17 protein-coding genes are annotated in these 17,446 nt (G+C 73.2%); 11 read left to right on the top strand and 6 right to left on the bottom strand.

Annotated features, from left to right (window positions below; genetic code table 11):
* Positions 1-120: 120 nt before the first annotated feature.
* Positions 121-1,437 (bottom strand): hypothetical protein, encoded by a 1,317-nt coding sequence (locus ACZ5OX_RS38850; RefSeq protein WP_465636899.1) that lies wholly within the window; start codon positions 1,435-1,437, stop codon positions 121-123.
* A gap of 406 nt (positions 1,438-1,843) precedes the next feature.
* Between ACZ5OX_RS38850 and ACZ5OX_RS38845 the strand changes: the two genes are divergently transcribed.
* Together ACZ5OX_RS38845 and ACZ5OX_RS38840 are read left to right on the top strand one after the other, a co-directional pair.
* Positions 1,844-2,599, top strand: coding sequence for a hypothetical protein (locus ACZ5OX_RS38845; RefSeq protein WP_465636897.1), 756 nt, complete (start codon positions 1,844-1,846; stop codon positions 2,597-2,599).
* An 86-nt stretch (positions 2,600-2,685) separates the two neighbouring features.
* Positions 2,686-3,411: a dienelactone hydrolase family protein gene (locus tag ACZ5OX_RS38840; RefSeq protein ID WP_465636895.1), complete on the top strand. Its 726-nt coding sequence runs from the start codon at positions 2,686-2,688 to the stop codon at positions 3,409-3,411.
* Positions 3,412-3,462: 51 nt separating this feature from the next.
* Here the strand turns inward: ACZ5OX_RS38840 and ACZ5OX_RS38835 are convergent, their stop codons facing one another.
* The 3 genes from ACZ5OX_RS38835 to ACZ5OX_RS38825 all read right to left on the bottom strand — a co-directional run bounded on the left by ACZ5OX_RS38835 (position 3,463) and on the right by ACZ5OX_RS38825 (position 5,716).
* A complete protein-coding gene (locus ACZ5OX_RS38835; protein WP_465636893.1) occupies positions 3,463-4,017 on the bottom strand; it encodes a PH domain-containing protein in 555 nt (184 codons plus the stop codon).
* A gap of 69 nt (positions 4,018-4,086) precedes the next feature.
* Positions 4,087-5,325 (bottom strand): GNAT family N-acetyltransferase, encoded by a 1,239-nt coding sequence (locus tag ACZ5OX_RS38830; protein WP_465636891.1) that lies wholly within the window; start codon positions 5,323-5,325, stop codon positions 4,087-4,089.
* An 88-nt stretch (positions 5,326-5,413) separates the two neighbouring features.
* Positions 5,414-5,716, bottom strand: a complete 303-nt coding sequence (locus tag ACZ5OX_RS38825; RefSeq protein WP_465636889.1) for a hypothetical protein — start codon at positions 5,714-5,716, stop codon at positions 5,414-5,416.
* Positions 5,717-6,053: 337 nt separating this feature from the next.
* Here ACZ5OX_RS38825 and ACZ5OX_RS38820 point away from each other — a divergent pair, with 337 nt between their 5' ends.
* From ACZ5OX_RS38820 to ACZ5OX_RS38810, 3 genes are all read left to right on the top strand, one after another.
* On the top strand, positions 6,054-7,418 hold the full coding sequence (locus ACZ5OX_RS38820; RefSeq protein WP_465636887.1) for a hypothetical protein: 1,365 nt from the start codon (positions 6,054-6,056) through the stop codon (positions 7,416-7,418).
* Between the two features lie 215 nt (positions 7,419-7,633).
* Positions 7,634-8,611, top strand: coding sequence for a sphingomyelin phosphodiesterase (sph, locus tag ACZ5OX_RS38815; RefSeq protein ID WP_465636885.1), 978 nt, complete (start codon positions 7,634-7,636; stop codon positions 8,609-8,611).
* A 151-nt stretch (positions 8,612-8,762) separates the two neighbouring features.
* Positions 8,763-9,584, top strand: a complete 822-nt coding sequence (locus ACZ5OX_RS38810; protein WP_465636883.1) for a thioesterase family protein — start codon at positions 8,763-8,765, stop codon at positions 9,582-9,584.
* 77 nt (positions 9,585-9,661) lie between these two features.
* Here the strand turns inward: ACZ5OX_RS38810 and ACZ5OX_RS38805 are convergent, their stop codons facing one another.
* Positions 9,662-10,987, bottom strand: coding sequence for a radical SAM protein (locus tag ACZ5OX_RS38805; RefSeq protein WP_465636881.1), 1,326 nt, complete (start codon positions 10,985-10,987; stop codon positions 9,662-9,664).
* Positions 10,988-11,626: 639 nt separating this feature from the next.
* Between ACZ5OX_RS38805 and ACZ5OX_RS38800 the strand changes: the two genes are divergently transcribed.
* On the top strand, positions 11,627-12,988 hold the full coding sequence (locus ACZ5OX_RS38800) for a family 2 encapsulin nanocompartment cargo protein terpene cyclase (RefSeq protein WP_465636879.1): 1,362 nt from the start codon (positions 11,627-11,629) through the stop codon (positions 12,986-12,988).
* A gap of 101 nt (positions 12,989-13,089) precedes the next feature.
* The gene (locus ACZ5OX_RS38795) at positions 13,090-13,968 is read left to right on the top strand and encodes a geranyl diphosphate 2-C-methyltransferase (protein ID WP_465636877.1); all 879 of its coding nucleotides are present in this window, start codon (positions 13,090-13,092) and stop codon (positions 13,966-13,968) included.
* Positions 13,969-14,093: 125 nt separating this feature from the next.
* On the opposite strand, the gene ACZ5OX_RS38790 is transcribed toward ACZ5OX_RS38795, so the two are convergent.
* Positions 14,094-14,738 carry a dihydrofolate reductase family protein gene (locus ACZ5OX_RS38790; protein ID WP_465636875.1) on the bottom strand — a complete coding sequence of 215 codons (645 nt, stop codon included), beginning with the start codon at positions 14,736-14,738 and terminating at the stop codon, positions 14,094-14,096.
* Positions 14,739-15,030: 292 nt separating this feature from the next.
* Here ACZ5OX_RS38790 and ACZ5OX_RS38785 point away from each other — a divergent pair, with 292 nt between their 5' ends.
* The 4 genes from ACZ5OX_RS38785 to ACZ5OX_RS38770 all read left to right on the top strand — a co-directional run bounded on the left by ACZ5OX_RS38785 (position 15,031) and on the right by ACZ5OX_RS38770 (position 17,330).
* The gene (locus ACZ5OX_RS38785; RefSeq protein ID WP_465636873.1) at positions 15,031-16,101 is read left to right on the top strand and encodes a phosphatidylinositol-specific phospholipase C domain-containing protein; all 1,071 of its coding nucleotides are present in this window, start codon (positions 15,031-15,033) and stop codon (positions 16,099-16,101) included.
* A 133-nt stretch (positions 16,102-16,234) separates the two neighbouring features.
* Positions 16,235-16,627 carry a ribonuclease domain-containing protein gene (locus ACZ5OX_RS38780; protein WP_465636871.1) on the top strand — a complete coding sequence of 131 codons (393 nt, stop codon included), beginning with the start codon at positions 16,235-16,237 and terminating at the stop codon, positions 16,625-16,627.
* A 132-nt stretch (positions 16,628-16,759) separates the two neighbouring features.
* Positions 16,760-17,110, top strand: coding sequence for a 5-carboxymethyl-2-hydroxymuconate Delta-isomerase (locus tag ACZ5OX_RS38775; RefSeq protein WP_465636869.1), 351 nt, complete (start codon positions 16,760-16,762; stop codon positions 17,108-17,110).
* Between the two features lie 79 nt (positions 17,111-17,189).
* Positions 17,190-17,330 (top strand): helix-turn-helix domain-containing protein, encoded by a 141-nt coding sequence (locus ACZ5OX_RS38770; RefSeq protein ID WP_465636867.1) that lies wholly within the window; start codon positions 17,190-17,192, stop codon positions 17,328-17,330.
* The last annotated feature ends 116 nt before the right edge of the window (positions 17,331-17,446 follow it).

Raw genomic sequence — 17,446 nt, 5'->3', positions numbered from 1 at the left:
CCCCCCCCCCCCCCCCCCCCCCCCCCCCCCCCCCCCCCCCCCCCCCCCCCCCCCCCCCCCCCCCCCCCCCCCCCCCCCCCCCCCCCCCCCCCGGCCCGGCAGGAGCCGGAAGGATGGACGTCAGGCCTTGGCCGGGGCGTCCTTGAGGGCGATCTCCTTGATCTCCTCGAAGGTGAAGCCCGCCCGGTTGAAGGCGCGCGCCTCGATCTCCGCGAAGCCGAGGCCGGCGAGCTCCTTGAGCTGGGCGTCGGTCAGCGGCGGGGCGGTCGGGGCGTCCGGGACGCCGCCGGCCAGGTCCTCGGGGTCGAGGTCGTCCTCGGCACCCGCGGTGGCCAGGCCGAGCACCACGTCCATCAGCTGGTCGTCGGTCACCTTGACCGCGTCGGCCGGGACCTGGACGTTCGGGGCCGACTGGCTGAAGGCGAGCTTCACCGGGAAGTTGACGCCCGGCTCGACCTTGTCGGCCAGCTGCGCGAGGTCGAAGGTGGCGGAGGAGAAGGCGCCGTTCTTCAGGTAGAGGTCGACGCCGATCCTGCGGTCCGGCACGTCGCTCGGGGCCTGGTCGGGGAAGTCGCCCAGCTGCTTGGGGAACTTGGCGGACAGCGGCTTGACGGCCTTGTACATCTCGTCGACCAGCTGCCGGGCCGGGGCGCTGACCCAGAGGTGCTCGGCGCCGTCCTTCTTGCCCTTGTCCTCGTACGTGACGGTGCGGCCGATCACGTCCTTGACCGAGTTGAGGAGCTGGTTGGCGAGCTCCGGGTCGGCGGTGGGCGCGGCGCTCGGGGCGGCCTTCTTGCCGTCGGACTCCTTGGCCTGGTCCGCGAGCGACTGGAGGTCGAAGGACACCCACTTGCCGGCCAGCACGTCGCCGAGCGGCTTCAGTTGCTCGGGCAGGTCCTTGCGCATCTCGTCGACCGTGGACGGGTCCTCGCCGGTCAGCTTCATCAGGCCCTTGGCGTCGGCGTGCAGGTACCCCGTGGCGTCGACCTGACGGTACTCCAGCAGCGCGGTGCCGCTGCGGTCGGAGAGCAGGTAGGAGACGCGCACCGACTTGTCGAGCGTCAGGTCGCCGTTCTTGCCGGCGTCGCCGCCCTTGCCGGCGTTCTTGAAGGCCTCGATGTCCTTGAGCGGCTTGTCCGCGGAGATCGAGACTGAGACGGAGAGGCCGGAGATCGCCTTGGCGGTCTTCTCGTCCATCTGGTGCTCGCCGCCCCGGGCGGAGCCGATCAGGCCGCTGCCGGCCTTGTGGTCACCGGAGTTGGCGAAGGCGACGACCTGCTCGGGGGTGGCGTCGATGGAGAGGGTGAAGCCGGCCGCCTTGCCGTCACGGACCTTGTCGAAGGCCTTCGACACCTTCTGCGCGGCGGACAGCTGCTGGACGGTGCCGCAGGCGGTGAGGCCGGTGGCGAGCACGGAGGCGGTGACGGCGACGGGCATCGCCCCACGGGCGGCCTTGCGGATGGCGGTGTTGATGGTGCGACTCCTGTCGATCGGGCCCGCTCGGTGAAGCGGACCGGTCCCTCCCCTGTGACGCGCGAACGCCACAGTGCCTGCACATGTGATCACATTATCGGCAAGGGGGCATGCCAATTCTTGGCCCTGCCTTTAACCACATTGGCCAAAACCATGACCAAAAGTCGTAAATCCTCCGCCGGAAGCCCACCGAGCGGGTCACGATCCCGAAGCGCGGTCACACCCCTCAGGCGCGCAGGGCTCCAGCCGTCGGTGGGCAGCCGGGGAATTCCCGGATTCCCCCACGCGGACCGGCCGCCGTCCCTACGATCGGCTCGGTCCGGGTCCGCCGGAGTGGCCGCCGGACCGGTGGGTCTGCGGGAGGGGATCGATGGGGCCTGTGGGCTGGATGGCGGTGATCGTGCTGGCGCTCGCCGCAGCGGTGGTCTGGCTGATGCTGCGCTACCCCGGGGGATGGCGGTACGCCTTCACCGCGCAGTACGCCGAGAACCGGCGCGACCTGGACACCGCCCGCGCCGAACTCCGCACACTGGAGCGCGAGGCCCGACGCGAACGCGACCGGGCCAGGGCCGACGTCACGGCGGCCGAACAGGCCCAGCAGGAGCGGGTCGACCGGGCCCGGGCACACCTGGACCGGCTCCGCTCGCCGGGCCGGGGCGAGTTGAGGTCCTCGCTCGGGGACGACCTGCGGCTGTACGACCACGCGCTGGAGGTGACGGCGGAGGGCCGCACCGCCGAGTACCCGCTGCACGAGGTCTCGGTCCGCGACGACTACTCGGACGAGCAGGGCCACGTCTACGTGGCGCTGCCGACCGGTCGTCAGGCGATCGTGACCGTCGCGCTGGAGAAGACGCCCGAGGCCGAGGTGCGGAAGTTCGTCGTCGAGGTGTTCAACGCCGGCGCCGACGCCAAGGCCTCCGCGGTCGAACGCCAGGCGCTCGTACCCGAGGCCGAGGCCGAACTGCGCGACGCGCTGGCGGACACGGCCGGCCAGGAGGAGGCCCGGCAGCGGCTCACCGGACTCCTGGCCCGCCAGAAGGCGGACCCGCGCATCCCCCAGGCCCGTCTCGAACTGGAGGCGGCGAAGGACCGGTGGCAGCAACTCACCGGCAGCCGACCGGCGTAGCACCGGACGGTGAGTGGCAGGGTGCTCCTCTGCCGACGGCGAAGACCGGGCCGACGGGGGCGCGACCGGTACTACGGTCCTGTCCCATGACGATGGTCACGACCCGCACGGTCGAATATCCCGCCGACGGACTGACGATGATCGGGCACCTCGCGCTTCCCGGCGGCACCGGCCGCCGGCCCGCGGTCCTGATCGGCCCCGAGGGGCCGGGCCTGAACGACTTCCAGCGCCGCCGGGCCGACGCCCTCGCCGAACTGGGTTACGTGGCCCTGGCCTTCGACCTCCACGGCGGGCACTGGTTCACCGACCCGCAGGAGATGCTGGCCCGCGTGCTGCCGCTGCTCGACGACCCCGACCGGATGCGGGACATCGGCGGTGCGGCCCTCGACGTGCTGCGCGCCGAACCCCGGACCGACCCCGACCGGATCGCCGCCGTCGGCTACGGCACCGGCGGCGCGATCGCGCTGGAACTCGGGCGCGCCGGCGTCGACCTGCGGGCGATCGGGACGGTCAACGGACTCGTCACGGGCCGACCGGGCGAGGCGGCCCGCATCCGGTGTCCGGTCTGGGCCGGGGTCGGCTCGGAGGACCCGATCATGCCCGCCGGACAGCGGGACGCCTTCGCCGCCGAGATGCAGGCCGCGGGCGTCGACTGGCGCCTCGTGGTCTACGGCGGCGCCGAGCACGCCTTCCACCACCCGTCGGTCGAGCACGCCGTCCTGCCCGGCGTCCGCCACCACCCGCTGCACGCCGAGCGGGCCTGGCGCGACGTCCTCGCCCTGCTCGCCGAGTGCCTGCCCGTGGCGGACTGAGCCCGGCCCCGGCTCCCACCCCGGGAGCCGGGGGCGAGGTGGAGCCGGGCACTATCGCAACTGCGTCGCGATCACGGCGGCCAGGAGGCCGCCGAGGAGCAGGCCGATCACGACGGGGGACACCTTGTCCCAGAGCCGCGCCCGCGGTTCGACGCGCCGGGCCGGGTCGGTGCTGTGCTCCCACCAGTCGAAGACCTGGCGGGCGTTCGCCACGAACTCGGCCGCGGAGTGGTACTTGTCCGTCCCGAGGCCCGGCAGCAGACGGCGCCGCCCGTCGGCGAGGTGGATCCGCAGCGCGTACGAGAACGAGTCCCCGGCCGGGTACCGCCGCACCTCGACCCGGACGACCTGCTGCCAGGGATAGGTGCGGCCCGACCCGAAGCCCCGGTTGACGGTGATCCCGTCGGCACCGACCCGGGTCCAGGATCGCAGGGCCGAGAAGAGGAGGGGCGCGGTCATCGCCAGCGTCAGCGAGACCAGCAGGACCGTGCCGACGCCGGTCATCACGAACAGGCCGAAGGCGACTTCGACCGCGAGGACGAGGAACAGCATCGCGACGGCGGCCGGACGCACCAGGTCCCTGCCCCGGAAGATCGTCTCGTTCACGCCGCGCACCCTACGCCCCACCCGCCGGGCTCCGACAGGGGGTCGGCCGGAACCGTCTGACGGCACGGGTCACGGCAGGTAGTACGTCAGCAGGTCGGAGGTCAGCGGCGGGAACAGCGCCCGGTACGGCTCGGCCTCCCCGCGGACGAAGACGTCCGGCCGGACGCGGCTCAACCCCTCGATCCCGTACGGTCCGAAGAGCAGCGCCGCCAGCTGGTCCGGCGCCACGGCCACGCCGCCGTCCGCGCCGGGGTGCTGCAGCGTGCCGCCCGTGACCACCTCGCCCGACCCCTGCGCGCCGACCGGGATCCGGTAGTGCGCGCGGTAGGTGGAGAGCAGCAGGTCGCGGCCGGAGTGGTCCAGGCCGGCGCCGGCGAGGCGCTCCCGGAACAGCGGGCGCAGCCGGTCGAGCAGCACGGCCGGGTCGGGGATGCGGACGTAGTACTGCTCCGCCTCGGGGCGCGGCGTGTGGTCCAGCAGCTCGTGCCAGACGGTGGCGGGCAGGGTGCCGGGCCGGTGCACCACGTGGAGCCGCGCCTGCGGCGCCAACGCCACGACGCCGGCGAGCAGTTCGCGTGCCGCCCGCTCGTCCGCGGCGGCCGCCTCGGCGAGGTGGAACCCGCCGTCGTCCACCGGGGTGGTGCGCGCCACGGCCACCACCTCGCCGGCGCGCTCGACCACCCGCAGCGTGCTCGCGTCGTGTGCCAGCAGCCAGCGCCAGCGGGCGGGGGAGTGGCCCATCGCGAGGTCGAAGCCGCGCTGCGCCCGCTCCTGGAGTGCGGCCAGGGCGGGCAGGTCCGCGGCCCGGGCGGTGCGCAGCGCCGGCGTGCCCTCGATGGGCGGGGTGCCGCGCACCGGCCGCGAGACCGGGATGTCGATCGCGTACTCGTAGCCGAACAGCCGGTAGAAGTAGGGGATTCCGATCATCACCTGGAGCACGTGCCCGCGGGCCGCGGAGCGGGCGTGCGCCCACTGCATCAGTGCCCGGACCAGGCCACGGCCCTCGAACTCCTTGTCGGTGGCGACGAGTTCGACCTGACCGGCGGGCAGTCGGACGCCGCCGAGGCGTAGCTCCTCGTCGAGCAGGGTGGCCGTGGAGACCACCCGGTCGCCGTCGACCACCACCGCGCAGGCCGACCAGCCCGCGTCCGGGTCCTCGACCACCAGGCGGTGGTCGAGGGCGTCCTGCGGGGCGCCGCGCTCGGCGAGCAGCGCCCCGATCTGTTCCAGGTCGGCCGGCCCGGACTCGCGCAGGAGCAGGCCGCCGGGCAGCGGGACGGGCAGGACGGGAAGTTCGTCGACGGTCATTCCCGGACCTTCGCACCGGCGGCCGATCGTGTCCACCGGGTTTTGCCGCTCGGGCAGGGGCGGTGCGGCCGCCGCGGGGACCTCCGGGCTACACGGTGCTCGCGATCCAGCCGATGGTCTCGAAGGTGTGCGGTCCGTCGGACAACGCCCTGCCCCTGCCGACCAGTTCGTTGAAGCGGATCTTGAAGCCGGTGGTGGTGACGTCGGCGATCCGCAGGCCCGGGGTGTCGGGGCCGTTGAACGTCTGGACGAACGGCACCACGATCACCGCCGCGTCGTCGGGGAAGGGCGTGGGGAAGGTGACCTGGGTGAAGGTCGTCGTGGCTCCGCCGGTCAACTCCGAGGCGTTGGTGGAGCTCAGCTCCAGCTTGCCGGTCTGGATCATGCTCATCGCTGCTGCCTTCCGCTCGACGGCACGGGCGCTGCCCCTCCGTGGGGCAGCCATGGGTGGGATGCCCGTGTTGGTCCGTGTTTAGCGCGGATGCCACCGGTTCGGGGCGCCCGTGGCGGCCGGGGTCAGGCGACGTGGGGCCGGTGAGGCCTTTCGGGCGGGGCGGTTCCCGGGCCGGTCTGTGCGCACGGTGCGGGCCCACTGTGTGCGGGAGTTGGCGAAATCGTGCTCATGTCGGGTCGGTCGGGTTGACCGAGGCCACGATCGGACGGTTGGCTCGGCCGCAGCGACGGGGAGCAGACGGGGAGCAGACGGGGGCGAAAGGGGAGGGGAACCCATGAAGAGGACGGTACGGCTGGCCTGCGCACTGGCGGCCGCGCTGCTGGCGGGCACCGGGGCGTCGACGGCGCACGCCCGGCCCGCGCCCGCGTCCGCACCCCGGTCCACGCCCGCGCCCGCGGCTACCGGCGGCGACACGGTGCGGGTGAACGTGAGCCCCGACGGCGCGCCCGCCGACGACTGGTCCGAGCCGCTCGGACTGAGCGCCGACGGCCGGTACGCCCTGTTCACCTCGCTGGCCTCGAACCTGGTGCCCGGTGACACCAACCGCCTCTACGACGTCTTCGTCCGCGACCTGTGGACGCGCCGGACCGAGCGGGTCAGCCTCGCCGACGACGGCGCCCAGCTGGACGGCTCCAGCAGCCAGGCGGCGATCAGCGCCGACGGCCGGTACGTCGCCTTCAGCAGCGACGCCGCCAACGCCGTCCCCGGGCACGGCAGCGGGCGCACCGACGTCTACGTCCGCGACCGCGGCACCGGCCGCACCGAGTTGCTCACCGCCGGCACCGGCGTCGGGAACTCGGTCAGCCCCGCGATCAGCGCCGACGGCCGCTTCGTCGCCTACTCCTCGGACCGCGCCGACCTCGCCCCCGGGGCCCGGGCGGGCACCGCCAACATCTACCTGACCGACCGCCGGACCGGCACCACCCGGCTGGTCACCGCCGGGCAGGGCGGCGCCCCCGCCGACGGCGGCTCGGTGGAGCCCTCGCTCAGCGCCGACGGCCGGGCCGTCGCCTTCCGCTCGAAGGCGGCCAACCTCCTGGCCCCGGCCGCGACGGCCCCCGCCGGAACGGCTCCCGCGGTGACGGCCCCCGCCGCGACGGTCCCCAGCGCGACGGCCCCCGCCCCGACCGCGCTGAAGCCGCCGCCCACCCGCCAGCTCTTCCCGCTCTACGTCTACGACGCCGCCACCGGCCGGATCGAGGGCGCGAGCGTCGACCCGAGCGGCACCCTGCGCGACGCCGCCCGCCAGGGGCGGCTGAGCCCCGACGGCAGGTTCGCGCTGTTCCGGCTGTTCCAGCCGGACCAGGGCGGCGCCTCCCGGGTCGCGCTCTACGCCCGCGACCTGCGGACGGGCACGGTGACGGAGGTGGCCCCCGCCGGCACCCAGCCCGCCGTCATGACGGCGGACGACCGCTGGGTCCACTTCGCCTCGGACGACGCCGGGCTGGTGCCCGGCGACACCAACGGCACCACGGACGTCTTCCGACGGGACCTGTGGACCGGCCGGGTGGAGCGGGTCGCCGAGGCCGTCGGCCCGTCCGCCGCGCCCGCCGTGGACGCGCTCGGCACCACCCTGCTGTACGGCGCCCTGGACGGTACCCGCGCCGACGTCCTGGTGCGCCACCCGCTGCCCTTCTGACCACCCGTCCGACCACCTTCCGACCGCCCGCCGAGCCCGCCTCCCGCAGGGTGCGGCGGGCGGAGGCCCCGGTCGTCAGGAGTTCGCCGAGGGAGTTACCGGCGAGTTCACCGAATGCTCGCCGGATGTCTTGCGGGCCGTGGCGGCAGCCGAGTTGGATGCACAACATCCCTCGATCCGTCGGGTCCACGACAACGCTCCCTCACGGAGGCCCCATGCCCCTGTCGTCCGTCCGCCGTGCCCTCGCCGCCGGCGCCGCCGCCACCGTCCTCGCCGTGCTCGGCGCCGTCCCGGCCTCGGCCGAGACCGCCCCGACGACCGCGCCCCCGCTCGACGTGCTGACCTACAACACGTTCCTGATGAGCACCTCGCTCTACCCCAACTGGGGCCAGCAGTACCGGGCGCAGGCCATCGCCTCGGCGGACTTCTTCCAGGGCCACGACGTGGTCGTGCTGGAGGAGGCCTTCGACAACGCGGCCTCCGACGCGCTGACCGCCAAGGCCTCGGCCGCCTACCCGTACCACACGCCGGTGGTCGGCCGCTCCACCGGCGGCTGGGACGCCACCTCCGGCAGCTACAGCTCCGCCACCCCCGAGGACGGCGGCGTCACCCTGCTCAGCAAGTGGCCGATCCTGCGCAAGGAGCAGTACGTCTACAAGGACGCCTGCGGCTCGGACTGGTTCTCCAACAAGGGCTTCGTCTACGCGGTGCTGGACGTCAACGGCCGCCGCACCCACGTGGTCGGCACCCACCTCCAGTCCACCGACTCGGGCTGCGCGAGCGGCCAGGCGGCGGACATCCGGGCCAGGCAGCTCACCGCGATGCGCTCCTTCCTGGACGCCAAGCGGATCCCGGCCGACGAGCCGGTCCTGGTCGCGGGCGACCTCAACATCGACTCGCACGGCGCCGAGTACCAGGCGCTGCTGGCCAACGGCAACCTCGCCCCGGCCTCCGCCCGCACCGGCTGGCCGTACTCCTTCGACACCGTCGACAACTCCGTCGCCGCCTACCGCTACCCGGGCGAGCCCAAGGAGGACCTCGACTACGTCCTCTACCGGGCCGACCACGCCCGCCCGCAGCAGTACACCAACGACGTGGTCCGGGTGCACAGCGCGCCCTGGACGGTCAGCAGCTGGGGCAAGAGCTACACCTACACCGACCTCTCCGACCACTACCCGCTCGCCGCGCACTGACGGTCCGGAATCCGGGCGTGTGGGATGCGTCACCCGTGACACCACGTCGGCGGTTCGGCCCCCTACGATCCTGAACGCCGAGTTCGGCCGCCGTCGTACCACGGCGGCGGCCGAACCGGCAGCCAGCGATCCGGCCAGAGGAGAAGCGCACGTGACCACCCCCACCGCCGCGCCCGACAGCTACTACCAGCGCACCGGCGAGCACAGCTACAAGCCCACCCTGCAGGCGCAGGGCGCCTGGCACACGGACGAGCAGCACTTCAGCCCGCTCGGCGGCCTGATCGTGCACGCCATCGACCGCCACCGGGCCGACCAGGGGCGGGCCGGCCGCCCCGCCGACGGCCTGGCACTGGCCCGGATCAGCTACGACATACTCGGCCTGATCGCCCTCGAGGAGTTCGAGATCACGGTGGAGACCGTCCGCCCCGGTCGCACCATCGAGCTGGTCGAGGCCACCGTGGTGATCGGCGGGCGGGCCGTCGTCCGGGCCCGCGCCTGGTTCCTCGCCGAGCTGGACACCTCCGCCGTCGCCGGCACCCACGACCAGCCGCTGCCCGGGCCCGAGGAGTTCGAGCCCTGGGCGATGGCAGGGCTGTGGGGCGGCGGCTACATCGCCTCGATCGACGTCCGCCGCCGGGAGACCGCCCCCGGCCGCGCCGCCGCCTGGATCTCCAGCCCGGTCGAGCTGGTCGCGGGGGAGCCCAGCGGGCCGCACGCCTCCTTCGTCATGATGGTGGACACCGCCAACGGCATCGCCGTGCGGCAGGACCCGAGCGAGTGGATGTTCCCCAACACCGACCTGACGATCCACTTCCACCGCCGCCCCGAGGGCAGCTGGACCGGCCTGGACACCAGCGTCAGCTTCGGCCCGTCCGGTCACGGCGTCACCAGCACCGTGCTGCACGACGTCCGCGGGCCGCTGGGCCGGGCCGAGCAGATCCTCACCGTCCGCCCGATGCCGTCCGCCGGCTGAAGGCGAGTCGACGGATCCGGGAGCCGCCGGATCCCGGTGGCGCCGGCCCGCCCGGACCGGCGCCACCAGGTCGTACCTCAGCCGGTCAGCGAGTCCATGAAGGAGCTCACCGAGAAGACCGCCTTGCCCGGGCCGGCCGGGCCGTAGCCGGGCGGGGAGGAGAGGCCGAACTCCTCCAGGGTCGCCCGGTAGGTCTGCAGCAGCCGGATGTGGTACTCCAGCGGCGCGCCCTGCGGGTTGGCCTTGCCGAGCGGGGTGGTGGGCTCGGGGCACCAGGTGGTGAAGCGCGGCACCACCCCGTGGGACATGAAGAAGCGCAGGCCCTCCTCGGTGGAGGCGATCGCCTCGTCCACCGTGGTGAAGCCGAACGGCTCGGCCATCTCCACGCCCGCGACGAAGTTGGGGATCACGTTCTCCGGGCCGAACACCTCGGTGGAGTCGAGGATCCTGCGGTGCCACTCGTCCCGGCCGACGTAGCGCTCCTTGCCCGGGCAGTAGAGCTCGAACAGCCGCTTGTCCCACACCTCGAAGTTGGGGTGGTAGATCCGCACGCCGTAGTCGTGGAAGCGCTGGACGTCCTCGCGCGGCAGCGCCTGGGCCACCACCTTGCCGATCCAGCGGCCGGGGAAGCGCTCCTCGATGGCCTTGGCGTACTGCCCGTAGAAGTCGGCCTCGTCCCGGCCGCCGACGTGCGAGGTGATCGCCCCGCCGGTGAGGGTGTACGCCTGGGAGGCGCGGGCGGTGTCGTGCTGGTCGATCAGCGCCAGCGCCTCCAGCACCTCCTCGACCGGCTTGACCCCGGTGTACGGGCGGCCGGCGGCCTTGTGCTGGCGCCAGTTGTGGTTGATGTCGCAGTACTGGCACTCCTCCTTGGCGCCGAAGTACTGGCAGACCCGGAACACCGTGAGGTAGATCAGGTAGCCCCACTGGATGGTCGGGGCGACCTCCATCACCGACTTCCCGTTGGCCAGGGTGTGCCGGTAGTAGTCCGGCATCGGCGGCAGGCCGACGTCGGCGATCCGGGCGCCGTCCAGGTACAGGCCGAGCGTGCCGTCGTCCCCGGCGCCGACCCGGTACGGCGAGTCCGGGTTCACCCGCACCGACACCACCGTGCGGCGCAGCCCGTACGGCCCGCCGGTCAGCACGACCTCCTCCGGCGGCCGGTTGAGCGCGGCGGCGCCCAGCTCGGGCAGGGTGCGGTGGTCGAAGGAGAAGATGAAGTACGACTTCGGCTTGACGTCGCCGCCCCCGTCGGCGCCCGCGCTGCCACTGAGCGCGGACTCGTCGAAGGCCATGCCGCCGCGCAGCAGGTCCTCCTTGATCACCGCCTCCCGGGGCACGTCCGGATAGCGCTCCATGAGCGCCTCGACGAGTGCGGTGCGGCTGCGGGCCTGGCTCTCCATGCGCTGGTCTTCCTTCCTGGCCCCGTGCTCACGGCGCCGAGCCCATTCTGGTCCCCCGCACCGGAGCGGTCGCGCACCGGGCCCGGAGCTGACCGACCGGTCCGTGCCGCGGGCCGAGGCCGGGCGGCGCCTCGGCCCGCGGTGTCACGGTGTACGGGGCTCCCAGGGCACGGGCGTCAGGCCCCGCGGATGTGCGACCAGCACGTGGCAGGCGCCGCCGGCAGGTCATGTCTCATTCGAACAGCCACCACCACGAGGGGCACGACGCCGTCGGCCGGAGCGGGACACGGCCGGGTTTCGCCGGGTTGACGCGAGTGGCGGCGGGGTCGGGCGACCGGGTCGGGCCGGGGGCGCCAAGGCGTGGGGCGGGGCGATGCACGACTGTGGCGCATCCAAACGCCGTCAGCACGAACGTTCACCCTATCGGGTGAGGAAGATCGTCCGTTGCGATGCGGAACCGGCCTTCGCGCCTACGGTGGGGAACCGAGCGAGACGGGGTCCGGAAACCGGTTTTCCCCTTCGCGACGGGCGAGCTGACGTCCCGTCATATTGTGCGACCCCTTCCAGAGGAGGCTCTATGCCCCTGCGTGCCAGACCGGACACAGCATCCGGGCCCGTCACCGCTCCGGTGGTGGGCCCATGAGCTCGCCGGCGATCGAACAGATCCTGGGCGGGCCCATCGGACTGGGCACCTCCGGGCTGCGGTTCCGGCCGCAGGTCCCGCCCCCCGGCGCCCCGGCGGTCGAGGTCCCGGCGGTCGAGGTCCCGGCGGCCGGGGTGCCCGAGCCCGAGGTCTCGGCTGCGGAGACCGCGGTTCCCGACAGTGCCGCGGCGCCCGACACCGCGGCGGCTCCCGACATCGCGGCGCCCGAGGCCTCGCTGCCCGAGACCCCCGGGTTCCAGGTGCCATCCGGCCATGTCCTGCCCGTCCCGTCCGCGCTGACCGCGACGCCGCGTCCGGCCAGGGTGGGCCCGACCGTCCACGGCCCGGCCGCCGCGGCTGCGAGTGGCAAGCCGAAGAGCGGCGACCCGATCCCCGGCCTGTACCACCACCCGATCGCCGAGCCCGACCCGGTGCGGGTGGAGGCGCTCAGCGCGGAGCTCAAGGTCTGGGCGATGGAGGAGGTCGAGCTCTACCCGCCGGAGTGGGAGAAGGACTTCGACGGGTTCTCCACCGGGCGCTACATGGTGGCCTGCCACCCGGACGCGCCGAGCGTCGACCACCTGATGCTCGCGGCCCGCCTGATGGTGGCCGAGAACGCGGTGGACGACTGCTACTGCGAGGACCTCGGCGGTTCGCCGATCGGCCTGGGCAGCCGCCTGCTGCTCGCGCACACCGCGCTGGACCCGCTGCACACCACGACGGAGTACCACCCGCACTGGGAGGCCTCGCTCTCCTCGGACGCGCCCCGGCGCGCCTACCACTCCGCGATGGAGTACTTCACCCGGGCCGCCACGCCCTCCCAGTCGGACCGGTTCCGGCACGACATGGCGCGGCTGCACCTCGGGTACCTGGCCGAGGCCTCCTGGGACCAGGCGGACCACGTCCCGGAGGTGTGGGAGTACCTGGCCATGCGCCAGTTCAACAACTTCCGCCCCTGCCCGACGATCACCGACACCGTCGGCGGCTACGAGCTGCCGGCCGAGCTGCACGCGCTGCCCGCGATGCAGCGGGTGATCGCGCTGGCGGGCAACGCCACCACCATCGTCAACGACCTGTACTCGTACACGAAGGAGCTCGCCAGCCCCGGACTGCACCTGAACCTGCCGGTGGTGATCTCCGAGCGCGAGGGCGTCTCCCGCAAGGAGGGCTACCTGAAGGCGGTCGAGGTCCACAACGAGCTGATGCTGGCCTTCGAGGCCGAGGCGGCGGCCCTGGCCGTGTCCTGCCCCGTCCCCACGCTCGTACGGTTCCTGCGCGGGGTGGCCGCGTGGCTCGACGGCAACCACTACTGGCACCAGACCAACACCTACCGCTACACGCTGCCGGACTTCTGGTGACACCACCCCTTCCGGTGGGCCCACCCCCACCGGCGGCGCGACTGCCTTGACGACCGATCCCTTGACCACCGATCCCCTGACCATCCGCTAGGAGCTGACCCATGTCCGTGACCGACGACATCACCACCCCCGGCAACGCCATCCCCGGCCCGGCGACTCCGTACCAGGGCGACATCGCACGCTACTGGGACCACGAGGCCCGTCCGGTCAACCTCCGCCTGGGTGACGTCGACGGCCTCTACCACCACCACTACGGCATCGGTGCGATCGACCAGGCCGCGATCGGCGACCCGGCCGACAGCGAGCGCGAGAAGAAGGTGATCGCCGAGCTGCACCGCCTGGAGTCCGCCCAGGCCGACGTGCTGCTGAGCCACCTGGGCGACATCCGCGCCGACCACACCCTGGTCGACGCCGGTTGCGGCCGTGGCGGTTCGATGGTGATGGCGCACCAGCGCTTCGGCTGCCGGGTCGAGGGCCTGACCCTCTCCACCCAGCAGGCCGACTTCGGCAACAAGCGCGCCGCCGAGCTGGGCATCGGCGGGTTCGTCCGCTCGCGGGTCGCCAACATGCTGAACATGCCGATCGAGACCGGCTCGGTCGCGGGCTCCTGGAACAACGAGTCCAGCATGTACGTCGACCTGCACGACCTGTTCGCCGAGCACTCCCGGGTGCTGAGCGTCGGCGGCCGGTACGTCACCATCACCGGCTGCTGGAACCCGCGTTACGGCCAGCCGTCGAAGTGGGTCTCGCAGATCAACGCCCACTTCGAGTGCAACATCCACTCCCGTCGCGAGTACCTGCGGGCGATGGCCGACAACCGCCTGGTGCCGCAGGCCGTCATCGACCTGACCCCGGACACCCTGCCCTACTGGGAGCTGCGGAACACCACCTCGCTGGTGACCGGCATCGAGGAGGCGTTCATCGAGTCCTACAAGGACGGCTCCTTCCAGTACGTGCTGATCGCGGCCGACCGGGTCTGACCCGTAGCGCCGCTGCGGAGGCCGTGATCCGGAGGCTGTGATCCGGTAGCGACGCGACGCACCACGACGGCGGCGGCCTCCCCGTACCCGCGGGGAGGCCGCCGCCGTCGTTCCGTGTCCGGGCCCTACGGCCGGGTGAAGGTCAGGTGGGTGACGCCGCTCGGACTCGCCACCGCCTCGGTGCGGAAGCGCCGCTCCAGCCCCTCGAGTTCGGTCCACAGCGGCTCGCCCCGGCCGAGCAGCACCGGCACCACGACCACGTGGAGGTGGTCGACCAGATCGGCCTCCAGGAAGGCCCGGACGGTGCTCGGGCCGCCGCCGATCCGCACGTCCAGGCCGCCGGCCGCCTCCCGGGCCCGGCGCAGCGCCTCCTGGGGTGAGGCGTCGACGAAGTGGAAGACCGTCCCGCCCTCCATCTCCAGCGAGGGGCGCGGGTGGTGGGTGAGCACGAAGACCGGGGTGTGGAACGGCGGGTTCGGCCCCCACCAGCCCCGCCAGTCCTCGTCCTGCCAGGGGCCGCGCTGCGGGCCGAACTTGTTGCGTCCCATGATCTCCGCGCCGATGCCGTCGCCCCAGGTGCGGGCCAGCGCGTCGTCCACGCCGGTGTCGCCGCCCTCCTTGCCCTGCATCCGCCGGAACGCCCGGGTGCGGAAGAACCAGGTGTGCAGCCGGTCGGCGGCGTGGCCGAACGGCGCGTCGAGGCTCTGCCCCTCACCCGTGCCGTAACCGTCCAGGGAGATCGAGAAGTTGTGGACCCGGACCAAGGACATCGCTTCCTCCGCAGCTGGTGCCGGGGTTCGGACCGGCCGCCCGCACCCCGCTCGCGGGACACGCTAACCAGGTGTCGTGGGCCACTGACGGTCCGTCACCGTCCCGTGGGCGTGGCGGGTGCGACGGGTGGGGAGCGCGTGGAGAAAGGGGAGGGGCGCGGGGGAGAAGCTGTGCAGCCGTCACGCTATTGTCGTGCCTTCTTCATCCGGAGCACGCCCCGGTGGGCGATGCTTCGTCAGGCTGCCCGGGAGCAGGGCGGCCGGCATCCCACGACTTGGGGGGACCGTTCCGATGACCGTACGCCGCACCCTGACCGGATTCCTGGCCGCCGGCCTGCTCGCCGCCGCGGCGGCGCTGATCCCGACCGCCCCGGCGGACGCCACCACGGCCGGGTCGGGCGACCTGCCGTTCGGCTCCGCGACCACCGTCGGCATCCACAACACCTACGACCCGGCCGCCTTCCCGTACCTGGCCCAGGGCCTGGACACCGGCACCGGGATGATCGAGCTGGACCTGTGGCCGAACGTCATCACCAAGCAGTGGCAGGTCAGCCACTCCAACCCGTTCGGCAACTCCAACAACTGCACCGCCGCCAGTACCCCCGGGCAGCTCTACACGGGCGGCACCGACCAGAACCTGGAGAGCTGCCTGGACGACGTCCGGGTCTGGCTCGCCGCGCACCCGGGCGCCGGACCGCTGGTGATCAAGCTGGAGCTGAAGCCCGGCTACTCGGCCAACCTCGGGATGGGCCCGGACCAGCTGGACGCGCTGATCGCCCAGCACCTCGGTTCCGCCGTGCTGCGCCCGGCCGACCTGCTGGCCAAGCCCGGCGGCGGCTCGTACCCGAACGTCGACGAGGCGGTGCGGGCCGGCAACTGGCCGAGCCGCTCGGCGCTGGCCGGGAAGGTGCTGTTGTACGCGATCCCGGGCACGGTCGAGCTGGGCAACCCCTTCGACACCCTGCACACCGACGTCGAGCAGGGCCGGCACCTGCGGGACCTCGCGGCGGCCGGCCGGATCGGCCAGGCCGAGGTGTTCCCGTCCGTGCTCGGCGCCGCCACCGGCGACCCGCGCGGCCAGTACACCGGTGGCGACACGTCGATCCGGCCGTGGTTCGTGGTCTTCGACGGCGACGCCTCGACCTACGTCAGGACCATCGACACCGCCTGGTACGACAACGCCCACTACCTGCTGGTGATGACGGACTCCCACCTGGTCGCCCCGGAGATCAGTGCCACCGACCCGACCGCCGACCAGGCGCGGGCCCGCACCGAGCAGTTGGCGAAGGCGCACGCGAGCATCGTCTCCAGCGACTGGCGCCGGCTCCCGTCGGTGCAGTCCCTGGTGCTCTCCCGCGGCTGAGGCCGGCGCGGCGGCCGGACCAGGGCCCGGCGGCTGACCGGGTCAGGACACCGGAGGGTACGCCGAGTTGACCGGAGATGAAGAATCGGAACGGGGCTTCCGATGGCCCGGGACGGTCGCCATCCTGATGGTCATGACCCGAACTCTACGCGCGTGGAAGACCCGCGTCGCCGCCACCGCCGCCGTCGCCCTGGTCACCCTCGCGCCGATCGCCGTCGCCACCGAGGCGCACGCCGCGGTGAGCGGCTCGGTGTGCCTCTCCGCGCTGCCCTCGCAGGCCCACACCACCCTCGACCTGATCGCCTCCGGCGGTCCCTTCCCGTACAGCCAGGACGGCGTCGTCTTCCAGAACCGGGAGCGCGTGCTGCCCGCGCAGACGTCCGGCTACTACCACGAGTACACCGTGGTCACCCCGGGCTCCCCGACCCGCGGCGCCCGCCGCATCGTCACCGGCAAGCAGTACCACGAGGACTACTACACCGCCGACCACTACGTGACCTTCCGCAAGGTGGACTTCGGCTGCTGAACCGGCCACTGGTCCACCTGTCACACCTCCCCCCCGGGCCCCGGCGCGGCACCCCGCGCCCGGGGCCCAGGGCGCGTCCGATAGCGTCGTCGGCGTCGGGCGAGGGGTCCGGCGACGACTCCTGGAGGTCCCGTGCCGCAGATCCTGGTCGACCACTCGGCCGACCTCGACTTCGACCGGGCGGCGCTGGCCGCCGAGGTCCACCAGGCGATCACCGAGGTGATCGACACCACGGTGGCGGACTGCAAGACCCTCTTCCGCCCCGCCGGCGGGCACCACGTCGGCGACGGCACGAGCGGCGAGGCCGCGGTGCTGGTCGAGGTGAAGATCCTGGCCGGCCGCAGCACCGAACAGCGCGCCGAACTGACCGCCCGGGTGCTCGCCGCCCTGCGCGCCCGGATCGACCGGCCGGCCGTCGTCGGTGTCCAGGTCACCGAACTCGACCGGGACACCTACCGGTTCCTCCACCACCCCGGGAGCTGAGGGCCCCGGGATCCGAGAGCGCCGGAGGACGGCATCGCCCCCGGGGGACAAGGAACTGCTGCGGCTGCTGGCGTCCGGGATGACGGACGAGGCCGCGGGCAAGCGCCTCGGGGTCTCGATGCGGACGGTGCGGCGGCAGACGGCCGCGCCGATGGAGCGCCTGGAGGCGACCAGCCGGTTCGAGGCCGGGCTGAAGGCGGCCCGACGCGGCTGGCTCTGAGCCCTTCGTGACTGCGAAAGCGGGGGGGGGGGGGGGGGGGGGGGGGGGGGGGGGGGGGGGGGGGGGGGGGGGGGGGGGGGGGGGGGGGGGGGGGGGGGGGGGGGGGGGGGGTGGGG

The sequence above is a fragment of the Kitasatospora sp. NPDC032121 genome, from assembly GCF_055580145.1.
This window is presented reverse-complemented; position numbering and strand designations above follow the sequence as displayed.

What these genes read in the sequence shown, in the direction of transcription:
- ACZ5OX_RS38850 (WP_465636899.1), bottom strand. Translation starts at nt 1,437, where the DNA reads ATGCCCGTCGCCGTCACCGCCTCCGTGCTCGCCACCGGCCTCACCGCC.
- ACZ5OX_RS38845 (WP_465636897.1), top strand. Translation starts at nt 1,844, where the DNA reads ATGGGGCCTGTGGGCTGGATGGCGGTGATCGTGCTGGCGCTCGCCGCA.
- ACZ5OX_RS38840 (WP_465636895.1), top strand. Translation starts at nt 2,686, where the DNA reads ATGACGATGGTCACGACCCGCACGGTCGAATATCCCGCCGACGGACTG.
- ACZ5OX_RS38830 (WP_465636891.1), bottom strand. Translation starts at nt 5,325, where the DNA reads ATGACCGTCGACGAACTTCCCGTCCTGCCCGTCCCGCTGCCCGGCGGC.
- ACZ5OX_RS38825 (WP_465636889.1), bottom strand. Translation starts at nt 5,716, where the DNA reads ATGAGCATGATCCAGACCGGCAAGCTGGAGCTGAGCTCCACCAACGCC.
- ACZ5OX_RS38820 (WP_465636887.1), top strand. Translation starts at nt 6,054, where the DNA reads ATGAAGAGGACGGTACGGCTGGCCTGCGCACTGGCGGCCGCGCTGCTG.
- sph (WP_465636885.1), top strand. Translation starts at nt 7,634, where the DNA reads ATGCCCCTGTCGTCCGTCCGCCGTGCCCTCGCCGCCGGCGCCGCCGCC.
- ACZ5OX_RS38805 (WP_465636881.1), bottom strand. Translation starts at nt 10,987, where the DNA reads ATGGAGAGCCAGGCCCGCAGCCGCACCGCACTCGTCGAGGCGCTCATG.
- ACZ5OX_RS38800 (WP_465636879.1), top strand. Translation starts at nt 11,627, where the DNA reads ATGAGCTCGCCGGCGATCGAACAGATCCTGGGCGGGCCCATCGGACTG.
- ACZ5OX_RS38795 (WP_465636877.1), top strand. Translation starts at nt 13,090, where the DNA reads ATGTCCGTGACCGACGACATCACCACCCCCGGCAACGCCATCCCCGGC.
- ACZ5OX_RS38790 (WP_465636875.1), bottom strand. Translation starts at nt 14,738, where the DNA reads ATGTCCTTGGTCCGGGTCCACAACTTCTCGATCTCCCTGGACGGTTAC.
- ACZ5OX_RS38785 (WP_465636873.1), top strand. Translation starts at nt 15,031, where the DNA reads ATGACCGTACGCCGCACCCTGACCGGATTCCTGGCCGCCGGCCTGCTC.
- ACZ5OX_RS38780 (WP_465636871.1), top strand. Translation starts at nt 16,235, where the DNA reads ATGACCCGAACTCTACGCGCGTGGAAGACCCGCGTCGCCGCCACCGCC.
- ACZ5OX_RS38770 (WP_465636867.1), top strand. Translation starts at nt 17,190, where the DNA reads ATGACGGACGAGGCCGCGGGCAAGCGCCTCGGGGTCTCGATGCGGACG.